Source organism: Taklimakanibacter albus (genome assembly GCF_016595235.1).
Lineage (GTDB): Bacteria > Pseudomonadota > Alphaproteobacteria > Rhizobiales > Aestuariivirgaceae > Taklimakanibacter > Taklimakanibacter albus.
This window is the reverse complement of sequence record NZ_JAENHL010000007.1, coordinates 1,990,663-2,005,765: the sequence shown is the minus strand read 5'-3', so window position 1 is coordinate 2,005,765 and position 15,103 is coordinate 1,990,663. Positions and strand designations below refer to the sequence as shown.

Annotated in this window: 14 protein-coding genes; 6 read left to right on the top strand and 8 right to left on the bottom strand. The window is 63.5% G+C overall.

All coding sequences use genetic code 11. From position 1 onward, the window contains the following. Position 1 precedes the first annotated feature (1 nt). On the top strand, positions 2-844 hold the full coding sequence (locus JHL16_RS21005) for an ATP-binding cassette domain-containing protein (RefSeq protein WP_200186776.1): 843 nt from the start codon (positions 2-4) through the stop codon (positions 842-844). Here the strand turns inward: JHL16_RS21005 and JHL16_RS21000 are convergent, their stop codons facing one another. Both JHL16_RS21000 and JHL16_RS20995 read right to left on the bottom strand, forming a co-directional pair. Continuing rightward, positions 845-1,885: a LacI family DNA-binding transcriptional regulator gene (locus tag JHL16_RS21000; RefSeq protein WP_200186775.1), complete on the bottom strand. Its 1,041-nt coding sequence runs from the start codon at positions 1,883-1,885 to the stop codon at positions 845-847. A gap of 175 nt (positions 1,886-2,060) precedes the next feature. Then, positions 2,061-3,020, bottom strand: coding sequence for a sugar phosphate isomerase/epimerase family protein (locus tag JHL16_RS20995; RefSeq protein ID WP_200186774.1), 960 nt, complete (start codon positions 3,018-3,020; stop codon positions 2,061-2,063). A 154-nt stretch (positions 3,021-3,174) separates the two neighbouring features. Between JHL16_RS20995 and JHL16_RS20990 the strand changes: the two genes are divergently transcribed. Genes JHL16_RS20990 through JHL16_RS20975 form a run of 4 tightly spaced genes read left to right on the top strand, consistent with a single transcriptional unit; the run spans position 3,175 to position 7,302 of the window. After that, positions 3,175-4,287, top strand: a complete 1,113-nt coding sequence (locus tag JHL16_RS20990; RefSeq protein ID WP_200186773.1) for a Gfo/Idh/MocA family protein — start codon at positions 3,175-3,177, stop codon at positions 4,285-4,287. Between the two features lie 10 nt (positions 4,288-4,297). Then, positions 4,298-5,227 (top strand): TIM barrel protein, encoded by a 930-nt coding sequence (locus JHL16_RS20985; protein ID WP_200186772.1) that lies wholly within the window; start codon positions 4,298-4,300, stop codon positions 5,225-5,227. Positions 5,228-5,230: 3 nt separating this feature from the next. Then, entirely contained in the window at positions 5,231-6,166 is a 936-nt protein-coding gene (locus JHL16_RS20980; RefSeq protein WP_200186771.1) for a Gfo/Idh/MocA family protein, read from the top strand. After that, positions 6,163-7,302, top strand: a complete 1,140-nt coding sequence (locus JHL16_RS20975) for a Gfo/Idh/MocA family protein (protein WP_200186770.1) — start codon at positions 6,163-6,165, stop codon at positions 7,300-7,302. The genes JHL16_RS20980 and JHL16_RS20975 overlap by 4 nt, the downstream gene beginning before the upstream one ends. Here JHL16_RS20975 and JHL16_RS20970 read toward each other — a convergent pair. From JHL16_RS20970 to JHL16_RS20945, 6 genes are all read right to left on the bottom strand, one after another. Continuing rightward, positions 7,299-8,123: an ATP-binding cassette domain-containing protein gene (locus JHL16_RS20970; protein ID WP_200186769.1), complete on the bottom strand. Its 825-nt coding sequence runs from the start codon at positions 8,121-8,123 to the stop codon at positions 7,299-7,301. The genes JHL16_RS20975 and JHL16_RS20970 overlap by 4 nt on opposite strands. Continuing rightward, positions 8,116-9,006, bottom strand: a complete 891-nt coding sequence (locus tag JHL16_RS20965) for an ATP-binding cassette domain-containing protein (protein WP_200186768.1) — start codon at positions 9,004-9,006, stop codon at positions 8,116-8,118. Before JHL16_RS20965 ends, JHL16_RS20970 begins: the two co-directional genes overlap by 8 nt. Then, positions 9,003-9,851, bottom strand: coding sequence for an ABC transporter permease (locus JHL16_RS20960; RefSeq protein ID WP_200186767.1), 849 nt, complete (start codon positions 9,849-9,851; stop codon positions 9,003-9,005). The genes JHL16_RS20965 and JHL16_RS20960 overlap by 4 nt, the downstream gene beginning before the upstream one ends. After that, positions 9,844-10,848, bottom strand: coding sequence for an ABC transporter permease (locus JHL16_RS20955; RefSeq protein WP_200186766.1), 1,005 nt, complete (start codon positions 10,846-10,848; stop codon positions 9,844-9,846). The genes JHL16_RS20960 and JHL16_RS20955 overlap by 8 nt, the downstream gene beginning before the upstream one ends. Positions 10,849-10,911: 63 nt before the next feature. Next, entirely contained in the window at positions 10,912-12,444 is a 1,533-nt protein-coding gene (locus JHL16_RS20950; protein ID WP_200186765.1) for an ABC transporter substrate-binding protein, read from the bottom strand. Positions 12,445-12,519: 75 nt separating this feature from the next. Beyond that, positions 12,520-14,088 (bottom strand): phytoene desaturase family protein, encoded by a 1,569-nt coding sequence (locus JHL16_RS20945; RefSeq protein WP_200186764.1) that lies wholly within the window; start codon positions 14,086-14,088, stop codon positions 12,520-12,522. A 153-nt stretch (positions 14,089-14,241) separates the two neighbouring features. Here JHL16_RS20945 and JHL16_RS20940 point away from each other — a divergent pair, with 153 nt between their 5' ends. Next, positions 14,242-15,030, top strand: a complete 789-nt coding sequence (locus JHL16_RS20940; RefSeq protein ID WP_137859779.1) for a cyclase family protein — start codon at positions 14,242-14,244, stop codon at positions 15,028-15,030. Positions 15,031-15,103: the final 73 nt, after the last annotated feature.

Here is a 15,103-nt window from a genome sequence, read left to right as displayed (position 1 = left end):
CATGACCGAGACATCGGATTTTCTCGAGCTCGCCCAGGTCAGCAAATTCTTCGGCTCCGTCATCGCGCTGAAGGAAGTCTCCTTCGGCGTGCGCCCGGGTGAGATTCATTGTCTGCTCGGGGACAATGGCGCCGGCAAGTCGACGTTGATCAAATTGCTGTCGGGCGTGTTCCAGCCGACGGCCGGCGAGATCCGTATCGCCGGCAAGGCCGTCACGCTCGCCTCGCCGCGTAACGCGCTCGATCAGGGGATCGCCACCGTCTATCAGGATCTGGCGACGGTGCCTTTGATGAGCATCGCGCGTAATTTCTTCATGGGCCGCGAGAAGACCAAAGGGCGTGGCGTCCTGCGCCGGCTCGACTGGGACTTCATGAACCGCACTGCGCGCGACGAGATGAGCAAGATGGGGATCGATATCCGCGATCCCCGCCAGGCGGTCGGCACCTTGTCGGGCGGCGAGCGCCAGTGCCTTGCCATCGCGCGCGCCGTCCATTTCGGCGCCCGCATCCTCATTCTCGACGAGCCGACATCGGCGCTCGGCGTGCATCAGGCCTCTGTCGTGCTGCGTCTTATCGCCCGGGCGAAGGCGCGGGGCCTCGGGGTGATCTTCATCACCCACAATGTGCATCACGCCTATCCGATCGCCGACCGATTCACTCTGCTCAACAGGGCGAAGAGCCTCGGCACGTTCGCCAAGGCCGAAATCTCGCGCGAGAAAGTCACCGACATGATGGCCGGCGGCAAGGAGCTGGTCGATCTCGAAGCCGAGCTCGAAGCGATCGCGGCGAGCGAGACGGCACAGCCGACGGCCGAACCGCGCCTGAAGCGCGCTGCGGGCGTGTGATCAACCACTTTTGCTCTTCTTGAGCGGTGCGGTCGAGCCGCGCACGATGAGGCCGCAATCGACGATCTGGCGCAGATGGCCGCCGGTCAGCTCGCCCTTGATGCGCGACGCGATCGTCGACACCGCAATGCGCGCCATCATCTCCTTGGGCTGTACCACCGTGGTCAGATTGATCCGCCGGAGACTCGCCAGCATGACGTCGTCGAAGCCGACGACGGAGAGATCCTGCGGCACCCGGACGCCCAGACGGTCGGCGCAATCGAGAAGTTCGATGGCGCCGAGATCGTTCGAGGAGAAGACGCCGGTCACCCGGTCGTCGCCGAGCAGTACCTTCTCGATCGTGGTCTCCTTGAGCGTTTTCCCTTCCGACCCTTGCCAGTGATAGACGGCGGTCGGCAGGCCCGCTTTCACCATGGCGCGGCGATAGCCGGACTGGCGCGCCTGATCGGCGGCATCCTCGACGGAAGGATCGGCGATGTAGGCGATGCGGCGGTGGCCGAGCTCGAGCAGATGCTCGGTGGCAATGCGCCCGCCTTTCTCGTCATCGGGAGAAACGACATCGCCCCAATCGGCAGTGCAGGTGAGAAAGAGGGCGGGCACGCGGCTTTCGGTGACGAGGCGGGCGCTTTCCTCATCTCCCGCATAAGCAAGGAAGATCAGACCGGCGATGCGGTAATCGAGCAGGCCGCGCAGCCCGGCGAGCTCGATATGCTCGTCGATCTGGGTGTTGCAGAACATCACCTGATAACCGTGCTGGCCGGCATAACGCTCGATCTGCTTGGTCATTTCCGAGAAGAACGGATTGGCGAGATCGCCCACCACCACGCCCAGCACATTGGTGCGCTGCTGGACGAGCTGGCGGGCCAGCACATTGGGACGGTAGCCAAGCTCATCGATGGCGGCGCGCACCCGGGCAATGGTCTGCGGCGCGATGCCCTTGGCGTCGCGGATGACATTGGAGACCGTCGACTTGGAAACCTTGGCGAGCCGCGCGACATCGAGAATGGTCGCGGGCTTCACCGATTCGGACGGGCCTTTCATGAGCTCGGGCCATGCATGTTCATGCCCTTCTGTTACTCCAGACCAAGTGGCTGATCCAGCTTGTCATTCCTCATCAACCGCGGGGAGGAGCGGGTGCGAGGGAACCGGCGAAGTCAAGCCAGCTCGATACTCGCACCCGCACTCTCTCCCCGGTCGCGGGTGAGAGGTTAAACTGTCAATCGGTCGCGGCCGCCGCGAGCAGCCGCCCCGCCTCGATGATGCCGGCCTTGGGCTCGACAAAGGGATCCTCATGCTCGATGGCGAGGGTCGTGACCGTGCCGGACTTGCCGAGATCGGCCAGGAAAGTCCGCCACCACTGCGCATTCCTGCCGCGCCCGACGGTGGCGAAATTCCACGGCATTTCGTCCGGCGGCTTCGGCCAGCGATTGTCGAGGAGCCCATTGAGGGCGAGTTGGTCCTTCTGGAACAATACGTCCTTGCCATGGGCATGGCCGATGCGGCTGCCGAGCCGCTCCACGATGCGATTGGCATCCATGCCCATCCAGAAAAAGTGACTGGGATCGATATTGGCCGAGATCGCCGGGCCGAGCGCGGCCAGGCGCTCGAAGGTCTCGACATTGTAAGCGATCGTGCCGGGATGGAGTTCGAGGCAGATCATGACGTCGGGGTGAGTCTCGCGGGCGAAGTCGGCGAGCCTGGTCCAATAGGGGACGATGCGGTCCTGCCATTGCCAGTCATGGATATTCTCGAGATAGGGCAGCCAGCCCCCGCCTGCGAAATGCGGGGTCTTGTCGCCAGCAGCACCCGCCGGGCAGCCGGCCATGGCGACGATGCGGTCGACGCCGGTCTCGGCGGCGAGCCGGATCGTGGCGCGCAGATCCTCGTCGTGCTTGCGGGCGATCGCCGGATCGGGATGGAGCGCATTACCCCAGACATTGAAGGCGGCGAGCCTCAAGCCCCGGGCCGCGATCTCCTCGCGCCAGGACTGTCGGGCGCCCGGATCGCGCAGGAGGAGCGGCATGTCGCAATGGCTGGTCGGCGCATAGCCGCCGGTGCCGATTTCGAGATCGGTGATCTCGGGAACTTCGGCGACGAGCCAGTCCATGAGATCGGTGAGCGCCATATTGGCGAGCGGTTCGGTGACGAGGCCAAGACGGGGAAGACGGTGAGACATGTGGATCGTTCCATCATAGTTTTATTAGGCGATTCTGTGGCACGCCCTACGAAAGGTCCCGGAAAGCAAGATTTCCGAACAGTGCAATAAGTGAGTTCTTGACAGAGTTTATACTGGCTTTTACGATTTATGGAACGTTCCAAAAGAGGGTTGCATGAAGAGGCTGCGTGTCGGGGTGATCGGCTGTGGATTGGTCGCGCAGGTCATGCATCTGAACTATCTGCGCGAACTGGCGGACCGCTATGAGATCGTGGCGCTCTGCGATATCTCCGAGAGCGTGCGCGAGGCCTGCGCCCGCGACTACAATGTTACCAAGACCTTCGGCGACTGGCGCGACCTGCTGAAAGAGCGGCTCGATGCCGTTTTCATCCTCACGCCCGGCAGCCACGCGCCGATCGCCATCGCGGCGGCGGAAGCCGGCATCCATGTACTCGTCGAAAAGCCGATGTGTTTCTCCGTGGCGGAAGGCCAGGACATGATCACCGCCGCCGCCCATGCCGGCGTGGTGTTGATGGTCGCCTATAACAAGCAATATGATCCGGCCTTCGTCCGCCTCAAGCAAGAAGCGAGATCGCTCGAGGATCTGCGCCTCATCCGTGTCACCACGCTTGAATCGCCGTTCAAGCCCTATGTCGATCATTATGTGCTCCATCGTGGCGGCCACGTGCCGGCCGATCTGCTCGCCAGGCTCGCCGCCGATACCGACCAACGCATCACCAAAGCCATCGCCACCCAGGATCCCTTGGCGCGCAGGGCCTATCACCTCGTGCTGCTCGACAGCATGGTGCATGAGTTCAACGTGGTGCGTGGCATCCTCGGCGAGCCGGATGAACTCGCCTTCGCCGATATCGGCGAGACCGGGCTCACCGCGATCCTGCGTTATGGCAAGGCGCAGTGCACGATCAACTGGGTCGATCTGCCGGGCATCGCCCGTTATCAGATGGAATTCGCCTTCTACACGCCGGCGCGGCGCCTTACTCTGTCGATGCCGTCGCCGTTCCTGCGCAGCGCGCCGACGCTCCTCGTCGATGAGGGCGGCGATGCGGCGTCGGCGAAATCCTACCGGAATGAAGAAATCGTCTCCTACAGCGAGAGCTTCAAGGAAGAGCTTCTGCATTTCCACGACTGCGTGACCAAGGGACTGAGCCCCCGCACCTCCGGGCCCGATGCCTTGCGTGACATCGCGCTCTGCCAGTCGATCATCAAAGCCCATCTGACGCGCCAGCCTGTCGCGCGTCCAACCGATATGGCGAGTTTTAGCGCCTGAAGGACAGACCATGACGCAGACCGCAAAAGACAAGATCGTTCTCGCCAATGCGCCGGTGAGCTTCGGTGCCTTCGAGATCACCGTCGGCATCGATCCCCATGTGCCGGACGGCGAAGGCATTCTCGATGCCGTATCGGGCGCCGGCTATCGCGGCATCGATCTCGGCCCCGCCGGCTATCTGGGCCAGGGCGACGAATTGAAGAAACGCCTCAACGACCGCAAGCTCGGCCTCGCCGGCGGCTATCTGGAGCTGCCCTATAGCGAGCCCGCGCGCATGAGGCCGGCGCTGCATGAGCTCGACATCCTGCTCGATGTCTTCGACGCGGCGGGCGTGCCGGAGAGCGGCCTCAAACCCAAACCGACGCTCGCCGATCTCGGCAGCGACAGGCGCAAGGCACATCCGGGCCAGGCGGCAACCAACCGTGATCTCGGTTTCGACAAGGAAGGCTGGAAGCGTTTTGCCGACGGGCTCGAAAGCGCCGTGGCGCGCTGCCGCGAGCGTGGTTATGAGCCGACATTCCATCACGAGACCGGCACCCATATCGAAGCGGTGTGGGAGATCGAGAAGATGCTGGAGCTGACCAGCATCGATCTCTGCCTCGATACCGGCCATCTGCTGCTCGGCCAAGGCGAGCCAGTCAAGGCGCTGAAAGAGTGGAACGGGCGCATTAATCATATTCATCTGAAAGATGCGCGCATCAATGTGATCGACAAGATCGTCAAAGAAGCCGCACCGGTGATCGAGATCTGGCGGCGTGGCGCCTTCTGCGCACTGGGCAAGGGTGACGTCGATATCGACGGTGTGCTCGATCACCTGCGCCGGCATTATGCGGGCTGGCTGGTGGTCGAGCAGGACATATTGCCCGATGCTTCGGCGCCCGACCGGCCGGCCAAGGACCAGGTCGCCAATCTGAATTATCTCAGCCAGCGGGGCTTCTGAGCCATGGCGCGGTTCCGGCTGGGACTCGTCGGTGCGGGCCGGATGGGCCAGACGCATTTGCGCGCCCTTGCCGGCAGCGAGCGCGTCGAAGTGGTGGCGGTCGCCGAGACGTCGGAAACGATCCGCTCCTCACTCAAGCTGCCCGACGGCGTCAAGCTCCATGCCGATGTCGAGGAGATGTTGAAGGCCGGCGGCATCGACGGCGCGCTGGTCGCGGTGCCCAGCAGCCATCACGTCAATATGGTGGCGCGGCTCGCGGTCGCCGGGCTTTCCATCCTGTGCGAAAAGCCCTGCGGCATCACGGCGCGCGAGGCGCGCATCGCGTCCGAGATCGCGGCGAAGGAAAATGTGCTGCTCCAGGTCGCTTATTGGCGACGTTTCGTGCCGGCCCTCAAACGCCTCAAGGACCGGATTGCGCAAGGCGAGTTCGGCGATCTCTATCTCGTCTCCTGCTATCAGTGGGACGAGATGCCGTCGCCCGCTTCCTTCCGCGCCACGAGCGGCGGCGCCTTCATCGACATGGGCGTGCATGAATTTGACCAGTTGCGCTGGCTGACCGGCCAGGAGATCTCCCATCCGCGCGTCGCCACCGCCAACACCGTCTTCGCCGAGAGGATCGAGGTCGATCCGGATGCCGCCCAAGCGCTCTGCGACCTGTCGGGAGGCGCCAGCGGCCTCATCTCGCTGGGCCGTCGTTTCCCGCTGGGCGATTCCTGCTGGGCGCAGGTCTTCGGCACCAAAGGCTTCGAGGATTGCCGGTTCTTCTGGCCGCCCAACGGCGAGAAAGTGTTCCTCGATGCGTTGAGGCTCCAGGCGGAAGGCTTTGCCGAAGCGGTCTGTGGCCGGCCGTCGGAAGGCGCCACGGCGGCGGATGCGATCGCTGCCCTCACTGCCGCCGAGCAGGCTTCGGCCGCCATGATGAAAGGGAGGACGAGATGACTTCATTGCCAAGAGTCCGCATCGGCATGATCGGTTATGGCGGCATGGGCAAGGCGCATTCCTATGCCTATCGGGCGCTCAATACCTTGCGCAAGCTTCCCGTCGAACCTGAGCTCCATATCATCAGCGGCCGACATCAAGCCGGCGTCGAGAAGGCGGCCGCCGCCTACGGTTTTGCGCGCTCGACCGCCGACTGGCGGAAGATCGTCGAAAGCCCCGATGTCGACATCGTCGATATCTGTACGCCGCCCGGCACCCATGCCGAGATCGCCGCCGCCGCCGCGGCGCATGGCAAGGCGGTGATTTCCGAAAAGCCACTCGCCACATCCTATGAAGAGGGCCGTATGGCGCTCGAGGCGGTCAGGAAAGCCGGTGTCCTGAACGCCGTCGGCTTCAACTACCGCAAGCTCCCGGCTGTCTCGCTGATGAAGCGGATGATCGACGACGGCAAGGTCGGCAAGATTCAGCACTGGCGCGCCATCTGGATGTCGGACGAGTTCATCGATCCGAACATCCCCTTCGACTGGCGTTTCGAGCGCAAGATGGGCGGCACCACCATTGCCGATCTCGGCGCCCATCTGATCGACATGGCGCAGTGGATGGTCGGCGATATCGCCGAGGTCAGCGCCCAGTCGGAGACTTTCGTGCGCGAGCGCACCGATCCGGCGAAACCCGGCGGCACGCGCAAGGTCGAGATCGACGATGCTTCATCGGCCCTGGTGCGGTTTTCGAACGGCGCGCGCGGCATCATGGAAATGACGCGTTCCTGCGTCCGGCGGCCCTGCGACTTCACCGTCGAAGTGAATGGCACGCTGGGCACGCTGCATTTTGATTATGCCAGGCTCAACGAGCTTCTCTATGGCGACGGCAGCGACGCGGTCGAGCTCTATGGCATGCGCCGAATCCGCGCCGAGCATATATCGCATCCTTATGCCGCCAATTGGTGGGCGATCGGCCAGGGCGTCGGTTATGGCTCGAGCTTCGTCAATCATTTCGGCGATCTGCTCGAGAAGTGGCCGCAGGGGCCGTGGGATCCCGACTTCGCGCAGGGCCTCAAGGTGCAGGCGGTGTGCGATGCAATGGAGCAGTCGGCTGCGGGCCGTCAGTGGGTGTCGGTGGCGAGCATCGGCAACTAGGCGTCCTGGAGCCAGCCGTCGCTCACTTCCGGTAAGGGAATGGAATCGCGCAGCAGCCGCGTATAGGCATGCTGTGGCTTGTCGAAGAGTGTGACGGTGTCGGCGTCTTCGACGATCTCGCCCTTGCGCATCACGATCACGCGGTCACACAGGCGGCGCACCACCGACAGGTCATGGCTGATGAAGGCCATGGTGAAGTTCATCCGGGCACGCAGCTCCATCAGCAGGGCCAGGATCTGCGCCTGACTCGACACGTCGAGACCCGATACGATCTCGTCCGCCAGGATAAAACGCGGCTTGAGCGCCACGGCGCGGGCGATGCCGACGCGCTGGCGCTGGCCGCCCGACAATTCATGCGGATATCGCGCGGCAAAGGAAGCCGGCAAGCCGACCTGAGTCAGCGCTTCCAGAGCGAGATCGCGGGCCTCGCCGCCGGCCGTCGCGACTTTGTGCAGGAGAAGCGGTGACGCGATGATGGCGCCGACGGTCTTGCGCGGGTTGAGGGAAGAGAAGGGATCCTGAAAGATGATCTGCAGGTCGCGCCGCAGCGGCCTCAGCGCCTCGTCGTCGAGACCGGCAATATCACGTCCGGCAAAGATGATCCGGCCCGCGTCAGGTGTGAGAAGGCGGATCAAAGTGCGACCGAGCGAGGTTTTGCCTGAGCCCGATTCCCCGACAATGCCGGTGATGGCGCCTTCCGGCACGGTGAAGCTCAGGCCTTTGAGGATCGTGATGCGCGGCGCCGTGCCGAAGAGCGGCTTGCGCGCCAGATCAGGAAGCGAGAGATGCAGATCTTCGACCTTGAACAGAGCGTCAGCCATGCGCCCGCTCCTTCGCCCAGAGAGCGTCGGTCTCGGCCACTTCGCGGGCGAGCTCACCCATGAGCTCGGGCGAGGCGGGTTTGAGGGACTCCTCGGGTCGGTCGTAGCGTGGCGTCGCCGCCATCAAGGCGCGCGTGTAAGCATGTCGAGGGTCGGCGAAGAGCCGGCGCACGCTCGTCTGCTCGACCACCTTGCCGGCATAAAGGACCGATGCCGTCTGGCAGAGCTTCGCCACCACGCCGAGATTATGGGTGATGAAAAGAAGGGCGGTGCCGTGGCGCGCCTGCATGCCGGCAATGAGCGCCAATATCTGCCGCTGCACCGTGACGTCGAGCGCCGTTGTCGGCTCGTCGGCGACGATCAGCCGGGGCTCGCCGGCAAAAGCGGCGGCGATGAGCACACGCTGGCGCATGCCGCCCGACAATTCATGCGGATAGAGCCGCATCACCCGTTCGGGATCGGCGATCTTCACTTCTTCGAGGAGGGCCGCGGCGCGTTCGTGCGCCTTGGCCTTGGGCATGCCCAGAATATGGATCAGGCGGTCAGAGATCTGATCGGCGATCCGCTTCGACGGATTGAGCGCGGTCAGCGGATCCTGGGGGATGAAGGCGGCGCGCTTGCCGATGAACAGACGGCGCGCGGCCTCCGACATGCCATTGAGATCGGCTCCTTCGATGGTCACCTGTCCTTCGAGGATCGTCACCGCTTTCGGCAGGATGCCGAAGACGGCGCGGGCGATCATACTCTTGCCGGCCCCCGACTCACCCACCAGAGCGTGGACCTCGCCCGGCCTCACGGCGAGCGATACCCGGCGCAGCAGACGGTCGCCGCTATGCTGGAGAGCGACACTCAGATCGCGAATGTCGAGGTAGGCCTCCGTCACCGCAGCACCGGATCGAAGCGCTCTTTCAATCCCTCGCCGAACTGGCTGAAGGCCAGCACGGTCAGGAACAGGGCGATCATCGGGAAGACCAGCACCCACCAGGCCTGATAGATGATGCCACGGCCTTCGGCGATCATGCTGCCCCAGGTCGCCTGGTCGGTCGACACCGAGAGATTGACGTAGGACAGAATGGCTTCGACGATCACCGCAATGCCCATTTCGAGCGACAGCAGCACGATGATCGCCGGCAAGACATTGGGCAGCACCTCGCGCGCCAGAGTGGCGATCGAGCTCAGGCCCATGGCACGGGCGCTTTCGACATAGTCCATGCGGCGCTGCTGCATCGTCTCGGCGCGCACCACGCGGCAGAAGCGGGTCCAGTCGATGATGGCGATGGCGATGATGACCGACTGCAGGCTCGGATTGAGGAAGGCGACCAGCAGGATGGACAGGAGCACCGGCGGAAAGGCCATCCAGATATCGACGATGCGCGAGATGACGCGATCGGTCCAGCCGCCGAAGAAGCCGGCGATCAATCCCAGCACCGAGCCCAGGATACAGGCGGCGAGGCCGGCGCCGATGGCGACGAAAAGCGCCGGGCGCGCCGCCGAGATCAAGCGTGACAGCACATCGCGGCCGAGGCTGTCGGTGCCGAGCAGATAACCGGGCTCATGGCCGGCGACCCAGGCCGGCGGCAATTTGCCGAGCATGAGGTCCTGGGCGAGGGGATCATGCGGCACGATGAGCGGCGCAAAAATGGCGGCGAGCGCGAAAAAGGTGAGCCACAGGCCCGACAGCCACAGCCGCGGGCCTGCTTTCACCCGGATGACACGCGCCTCAGCCATGACGGAGCCTCGGATTGAGCAGCGCATAGCTCAGATCGACGATGAGATTGATGACGACGAAGATCAGCGCGAAGACGAGGACGATGCCCTGGATCAGCGGCAGGTCGCGGTTGATGACCGCGTCGATCGCCATATTGCCGAGACCTTCATAAGAGAAAAGCCGCTCGACGATGACCGTGCCGCCGATCAGGAAGGTGAACTGCACGCCGGCGAGCGTGAGCGTCGGGATCACCGCATTGCGCAGGGCTTCGGAAATCAGCACGCGGGTCTCGGAAAAGCCCTTGGTGCGGGCGAGCATGACATAATCCTGCTGCATCGCCTCTTTCAGCGAGGTCTTGAGCAGCTGGGCGATGACGGCGGCAAGCGGCAGCGCCAAAGCCAAGGCCGGCATCAGCATATGGCGCATGAGGTCGAGGAAGATGTCGACGCGCAGGCGCAGGATGCTTTCGATCAGATAGAAGCCGGTGACGAAGGGCAGATCGAGGCTTGGCGAGACGCGGCCGGATATGGCGAAGACCGGGATGAGCACGCCGAAGAGCAGAATGAAGGTCAGGCCCCAGAGAAAGTCCGGCATGGCGAGGCTGGCGCCATTGGCGAGATCGATGCCGGTCTCGACCGCGGTGCCGCGGAAACGCGCAGCGGTGATGGCAAGGGCGCCGCCGAGCGCCATGGCAATGACAAGCGCCAAAGTGGCGAGCTCGAGCGTCGCCGGGAGACGGCCGAAGATCAGGCTCATCACATCCTGGCGCAGCGAGATCGACATGCCGAAGTCACCCTGCAGCGCGCGGCCGAGCCAGATCCAGAACTGGGTCAGTATCGGCTTGTCGAGGCCGTAATGGGCGGTGAGCAAAGCGATATCGGCATCGGAGGCGCCGGGCGGCAGCATCATGGCGATGGGGTTGCCGGGCACGACCCGCACCAGGATGAAGACGATGAACGCCACGCCGAACAGCGTGACCATCGTTGAGCCGAGGCGGATCAGCAGATTTCGGCTCATACTTTTGTGAAACCTTGCAAAGCGGTGCGGGAGGGGCGCCGGGGGCGCTCCTCCCGCTTGACGTTAGGCCGGCGTCATCAGCGCGGGCAAGAGGGCGCCCGAGACATGCGGCGTGACCTTGACCGACTTGGCATGAATGATCGGCTGCACATATTGCAGCAGCGGAATGACATAACCCTGCTCGGCGATGTATTTGCTGACCGCCTTCCAGCCTTCGATGCGCTTGGTCTCGTCCTTCTCACCCCAGAGCGGGATGATCATGTCGATGAGGTCCTTCGAATCCCACACCGAATGCGGGCTCGGGCCGAACATGGCGAAGCCGGTCGAGGTGGTCGGGTCGCCGATCGCATTGCCCCAGTTGTAGAAAGCGGCCGGCGCCAGCGTGTCGGCGGCGCGCAGTTCGTAATGCTTGGCGATCTCGTAGATCTCGATCTCCGCCTCGATGCCGACCTTGCGCCACATGCCGACGATGGCCTGGATCATCTCGTAGTCCTTGGGCTTGAAGCCCTTGGTGGTCTGGATCTTGAACTTCACCGGCTTGTCGGGCCCGAAGCCCGAGGCGGCCAGAAGCGCTTTGGCTTTCTCGGGATCAAAGCCGACCTTGATCGAGGCGTCATAGGCCGCATATTGCGGCGTCTCGAGCGTGTCGATCGGAATGCCATAGCCGTTAAGCAGGCGGTCGATGATGAGCTGCTTGTCGATGGCGTGATGGGCGGCGAGGCGGACATTCTTGTCGAGCATCACATCGATGTCGTTCAGGAAGATCATGCCGATATCGGAGATCGGCGTGGTGATGCCGGCAAGCCCGTCCTTGGCCTTCAGCCGGTCGAATTCGTCATAGGGAATTTCGAGCGTCACCTGCGAGGAACCGGATTCGACCTCGGCGACGCGGCTCGTCGAATCGGGCACGAATTTGATTATGACGGTTTCGAAAGCGGGCTTGCCGCCCCAGTAGTTCGGATTGGCCTTGAGGCGCACGAACGCGTTGCGCTCGAACTTCTCCATCATATAGGGGCCGGTACCGATCGGCGCCTTCTCGAAACCTTCGGCGCCGACCTTTTCGTAATAGGCCTTGGGCAGCACATAGCCGGTGAGGAAGGACATCCATTTGAACAGGACCGGCTCGAACTCCTTCACATCGGCGGTGATCTTATTGCCGTCGACCTTGAAGTTGCCGATCTTGCTCCACACGAACTGGATCGGATTGCCGGTCTCGGGCTTGCCGGCGCGCTCGAGCGACCAGGCGACATCCTCGGCGGTGAAGGGCGAGCCGTCATGCCAGGTGACGCCGTCGCGCACCTCCATCTCGACTTTCGTCTTGTCGTCGTTCCAGCCCCATTTGGTGACGAGGCCCGGCGCGAAGGAGAGATCGGGGTTCTGGGCGATATACATGTCGAAGACCGACTGATAGACCGCCTGGATGGTCGGGTTCACCGCCGAGGGACCGACCGTCGGGTCCCAGGAGGGCAGGTTCACATTATAGGCAATGGTGAGCTCGGCCCCTTGCGCGGAGACTTCCGCGCCCGGAAATCCGGCTATCAGAGCGGCGCCGCCAAGGGCACCGATTTTCAACAGATCACGCCTGGATGTCGTCATGTTTCTCTCCCTGTCGCCCCTTATTGTGCGGGCCATTGATAGATACTTTAGGTCTAAACTAAATCCCCCGCAAGCTCACTTGCTGAGCATCTTGGCCAGCATGAAACCCGACCCGGCGCCGACGCCGGCCCCCGGCCAAGTGGATGCGCCGACGAGATAAAGTCCCGGGACCGGCGTTTTATAGCGCGACCATCCGGGCGCCGGGCGAAAGAGAAAATTCTGGCTCAGATGATGGCTGCCGCCGAGATTGTCGCCACCCAGCAGATTGGGATTTTCACGCTCGAGATCGATCGGCGAGAAGACGGCGCGGCCGAGGATCTTGGCGCCGAAGCCCGGCGCGTAGGTCTCGAGAATGGCGAGCACGCGGTCGGCATAGGCCTCCTTGTTCTGGTCCCAGTCGGTGCCGGTGATCTCACTTTTGCCGTCGCCCCTGATCTCGGCCGGCAGGACACGGACCTGCAGCCAGAGAATATGCTTGCCGTCGGGGGCTCGGCTGGAGTCGATGGCGGTCGGCTGGCCGACGACGACGACCGGCTCCGCCGGCAGGAGCCCCGCCAGCGCCTCGTGATAGACGCGGCTCATCATGTCGAGCGAAGGGGCGAGATGGAGATAAGCGAAACGCTTGAGCTCGTCCCCCGCCGTCCAGTCGGGGAGGCCATCGCAGGCGACATGAATCATCATCGTGCCGGGGCCGGGCCGGAACGCCTTCATGCGGCGGTCGGTTTCGGCATCGCCGCTGCCGCCGTCGAGGAGGCGGCCGAAAACGGCCTGCGGCAAGGCATTGGCGATCACCGCGCGGGTCGCCTGGAACTGCCGTCCGTCGGCGAGCGTGACGCCGGTGGCGCGGCCGGCGCTCCTGTCGATGCGCAGGACCTCGGCGTCGAGATGGATTTCGCCGCCGAGCTCCTTGAGATAGCTGGTGAGCGCCTTGATCATCACATCGGCGCCGCCTTTGCCGAGCGCCATGCCGAAACTCTGGTCGGCCATCGCCTCGAGATAAGGAAAAAGCGCGCCGCCCGCGATATCGGGCGCGAAATCGAGATGCAGGCCCCAGGCGGCAAGCGTCGCCTTGATCTTCTCGGAGTCGAAGGTCTGGTCGAGAAAAGCGCGGGGCGAGGAGACAAGCAGCTTCAGCGTGTCGATGATCCAGGCGGCGCCTTGCGCCCGCCAGGCCTTCCAGCCCAAGGGCAGAAGATCGCGGGACGGCATCGGGCTGCCGAGCAAAGCGAAGATATGCGGCGCGTCGCGGCCGAAGCGATCGCTCAAGTTCCTCCAGGCCTCGGCGTCCTTGGCCGAGAAGCTCTGCGCCCGGGCGATGTTCTTCTCCTTGTCCATCGAGACGCCGAACCAGCTGCCATCGGCAAAGGGCGTTGCGAAGCAGTCGCCCGCGCCGGCGAAAGCCAGGCCGTGCCTGGTCAGCGCTTCGCCATGGGCGCGCATAAAGGGTGAGCCGGCGAAGAGGCCGAGATTCATGGCGAAGAGATCATGGCGGAAGCCGGGAAGCGTCACCTCGCGGGTCTGCACCGCGCCGCCCGCCACTTTGTTGCGCTCGAAGACGCCGACCTTCCAGCCTTGCCTGGCCAGATGCACGGCCGCGGCAAGCCCGTTATGGCCGCTGCCGACGATGATCGCGTCATAGTTCATGGCCGTCCCCTCCGGCAGACATACTGGCATATGCATATAATCTGTCCATGAGATTCCTTAGCGCTTGATAAAGTCCAGATTTGTTACTTGCATTTGCATGCATTGGGCATAGGATGCTGGACCAGAACAACAACACGCAGCGGAGGAATGCCTATGGCGCAGAAAGCCGATCTCACTTCATTGGCGGAAGCCCTTCTGTCGGGAGCCGTCGACGTCATCGATCTCTCGGCGCCGCTCGGGCCTGAGACGCCGCTGATCAAGCTGCCGCCCGAGATCGGCAAGAACACGCCGACGGTCGAGGTGCACAATATCTCCAATTACGATCAGAATGGTCCGTTCTGGTCATGGAACTGGCTCAAGCTCGGCGAACATTCCGGCACGCATTTCGACGCGCCGGTGCATTGGATCACCGGCAAGGACTATGCTGACGGCACGACCGACCGGATCGCGCCGAAGAATTTCGTGGCGCCCGTCAATGTCATCGACTGCAGCGCCGAGGTGAAGAAGAATCCGGACTTCCTGCTTACCGCCGATGGCGTGCGCGCCTGGGAGAAGACCCATGGCGACATCGCCAAAGGCACCTGGGTGCTGATGCGCACCGACTGGTACAAGCGCAATGGCAGCGAGAAGGAATTCCTCAACGCCAATGAGACGGGACCGCATTCGCCGGGCCCGACGGTCGACTGCATCGAATATATCCTGTCGAAAGGCGCCATCGGCTGGGGCAGCGAGACGGTCGGCACCGATGCCGGCGCCGCCGGTGGCATGACGCCGCCCTTCCCGGCGCATAATCTGATGCACAAGGCGAACCGCTATGGCCTCGCCAGCCTGTGCAATCTCGACAAGCTGCCGGCCAAAGGCGCCATCCTGATCGCGGCGCCGCTGAAGATCGTCAATGGCACCGGCAGCCCGTTGCGTGTGTTGGCGCTGGTCGCGCGCTGAGACACCCTCATCCGGCCTTCGGCCACCTTCTCCCGCAGGCGGGAGAAGGGAAAAGAGGAGAGAGGCTCAGAAA

What these genes read in the sequence shown, in the direction of transcription:
- JHL16_RS20945 (WP_200186764.1), bottom strand. Translation starts at nt 14,088, where the DNA reads ATGAACTATGACGCGATCATCGTCGGCAGCGGCCATAACGGGCTTGCC.
- JHL16_RS20990 (WP_200186773.1), top strand. Translation starts at nt 3,175, where the DNA reads ATGAAGAGGCTGCGTGTCGGGGTGATCGGCTGTGGATTGGTCGCGCAG.
- JHL16_RS20950 (WP_200186765.1), bottom strand. Translation starts at nt 12,444, where the DNA reads ATGACGACATCCAGGCGTGATCTGTTGAAAATCGGTGCCCTTGGCGGC.
- JHL16_RS20940 (WP_137859779.1), top strand. Translation starts at nt 14,242, where the DNA reads ATGGCGCAGAAAGCCGATCTCACTTCATTGGCGGAAGCCCTTCTGTCG.
- JHL16_RS20970 (WP_200186769.1), bottom strand. Translation starts at nt 8,123, where the DNA reads ATGGCTGACGCTCTGTTCAAGGTCGAAGATCTGCATCTCTCGCTTCCT.
- JHL16_RS21000 (WP_200186775.1), bottom strand. Translation starts at nt 1,885, where the DNA reads ATGAAAGGCCCGTCCGAATCGGTGAAGCCCGCGACCATTCTCGATGTC.
- JHL16_RS20995 (WP_200186774.1), bottom strand. Translation starts at nt 3,020, where the DNA reads ATGTCTCACCGTCTTCCCCGTCTTGGCCTCGTCACCGAACCGCTCGCC.
- JHL16_RS21005 (WP_200186776.1), top strand. Translation starts at nt 2, where the DNA reads ATGACCGAGACATCGGATTTTCTCGAGCTCGCCCAGGTCAGCAAATTC.
- JHL16_RS20955 (WP_200186766.1), bottom strand. Translation starts at nt 10,848, where the DNA reads ATGAGCCGAAATCTGCTGATCCGCCTCGGCTCAACGATGGTCACGCTG.
- JHL16_RS20985 (WP_200186772.1), top strand. Translation starts at nt 4,298, where the DNA reads ATGACGCAGACCGCAAAAGACAAGATCGTTCTCGCCAATGCGCCGGTG.
- JHL16_RS20980 (WP_200186771.1), top strand. Translation starts at nt 5,231, where the DNA reads ATGGCGCGGTTCCGGCTGGGACTCGTCGGTGCGGGCCGGATGGGCCAG.
- JHL16_RS20975 (WP_200186770.1), top strand. Translation starts at nt 6,163, where the DNA reads ATGACTTCATTGCCAAGAGTCCGCATCGGCATGATCGGTTATGGCGGC.
- JHL16_RS20960 (WP_200186767.1), bottom strand. Translation starts at nt 9,851, where the DNA reads ATGGCTGAGGCGCGTGTCATCCGGGTGAAAGCAGGCCCGCGGCTGTGG.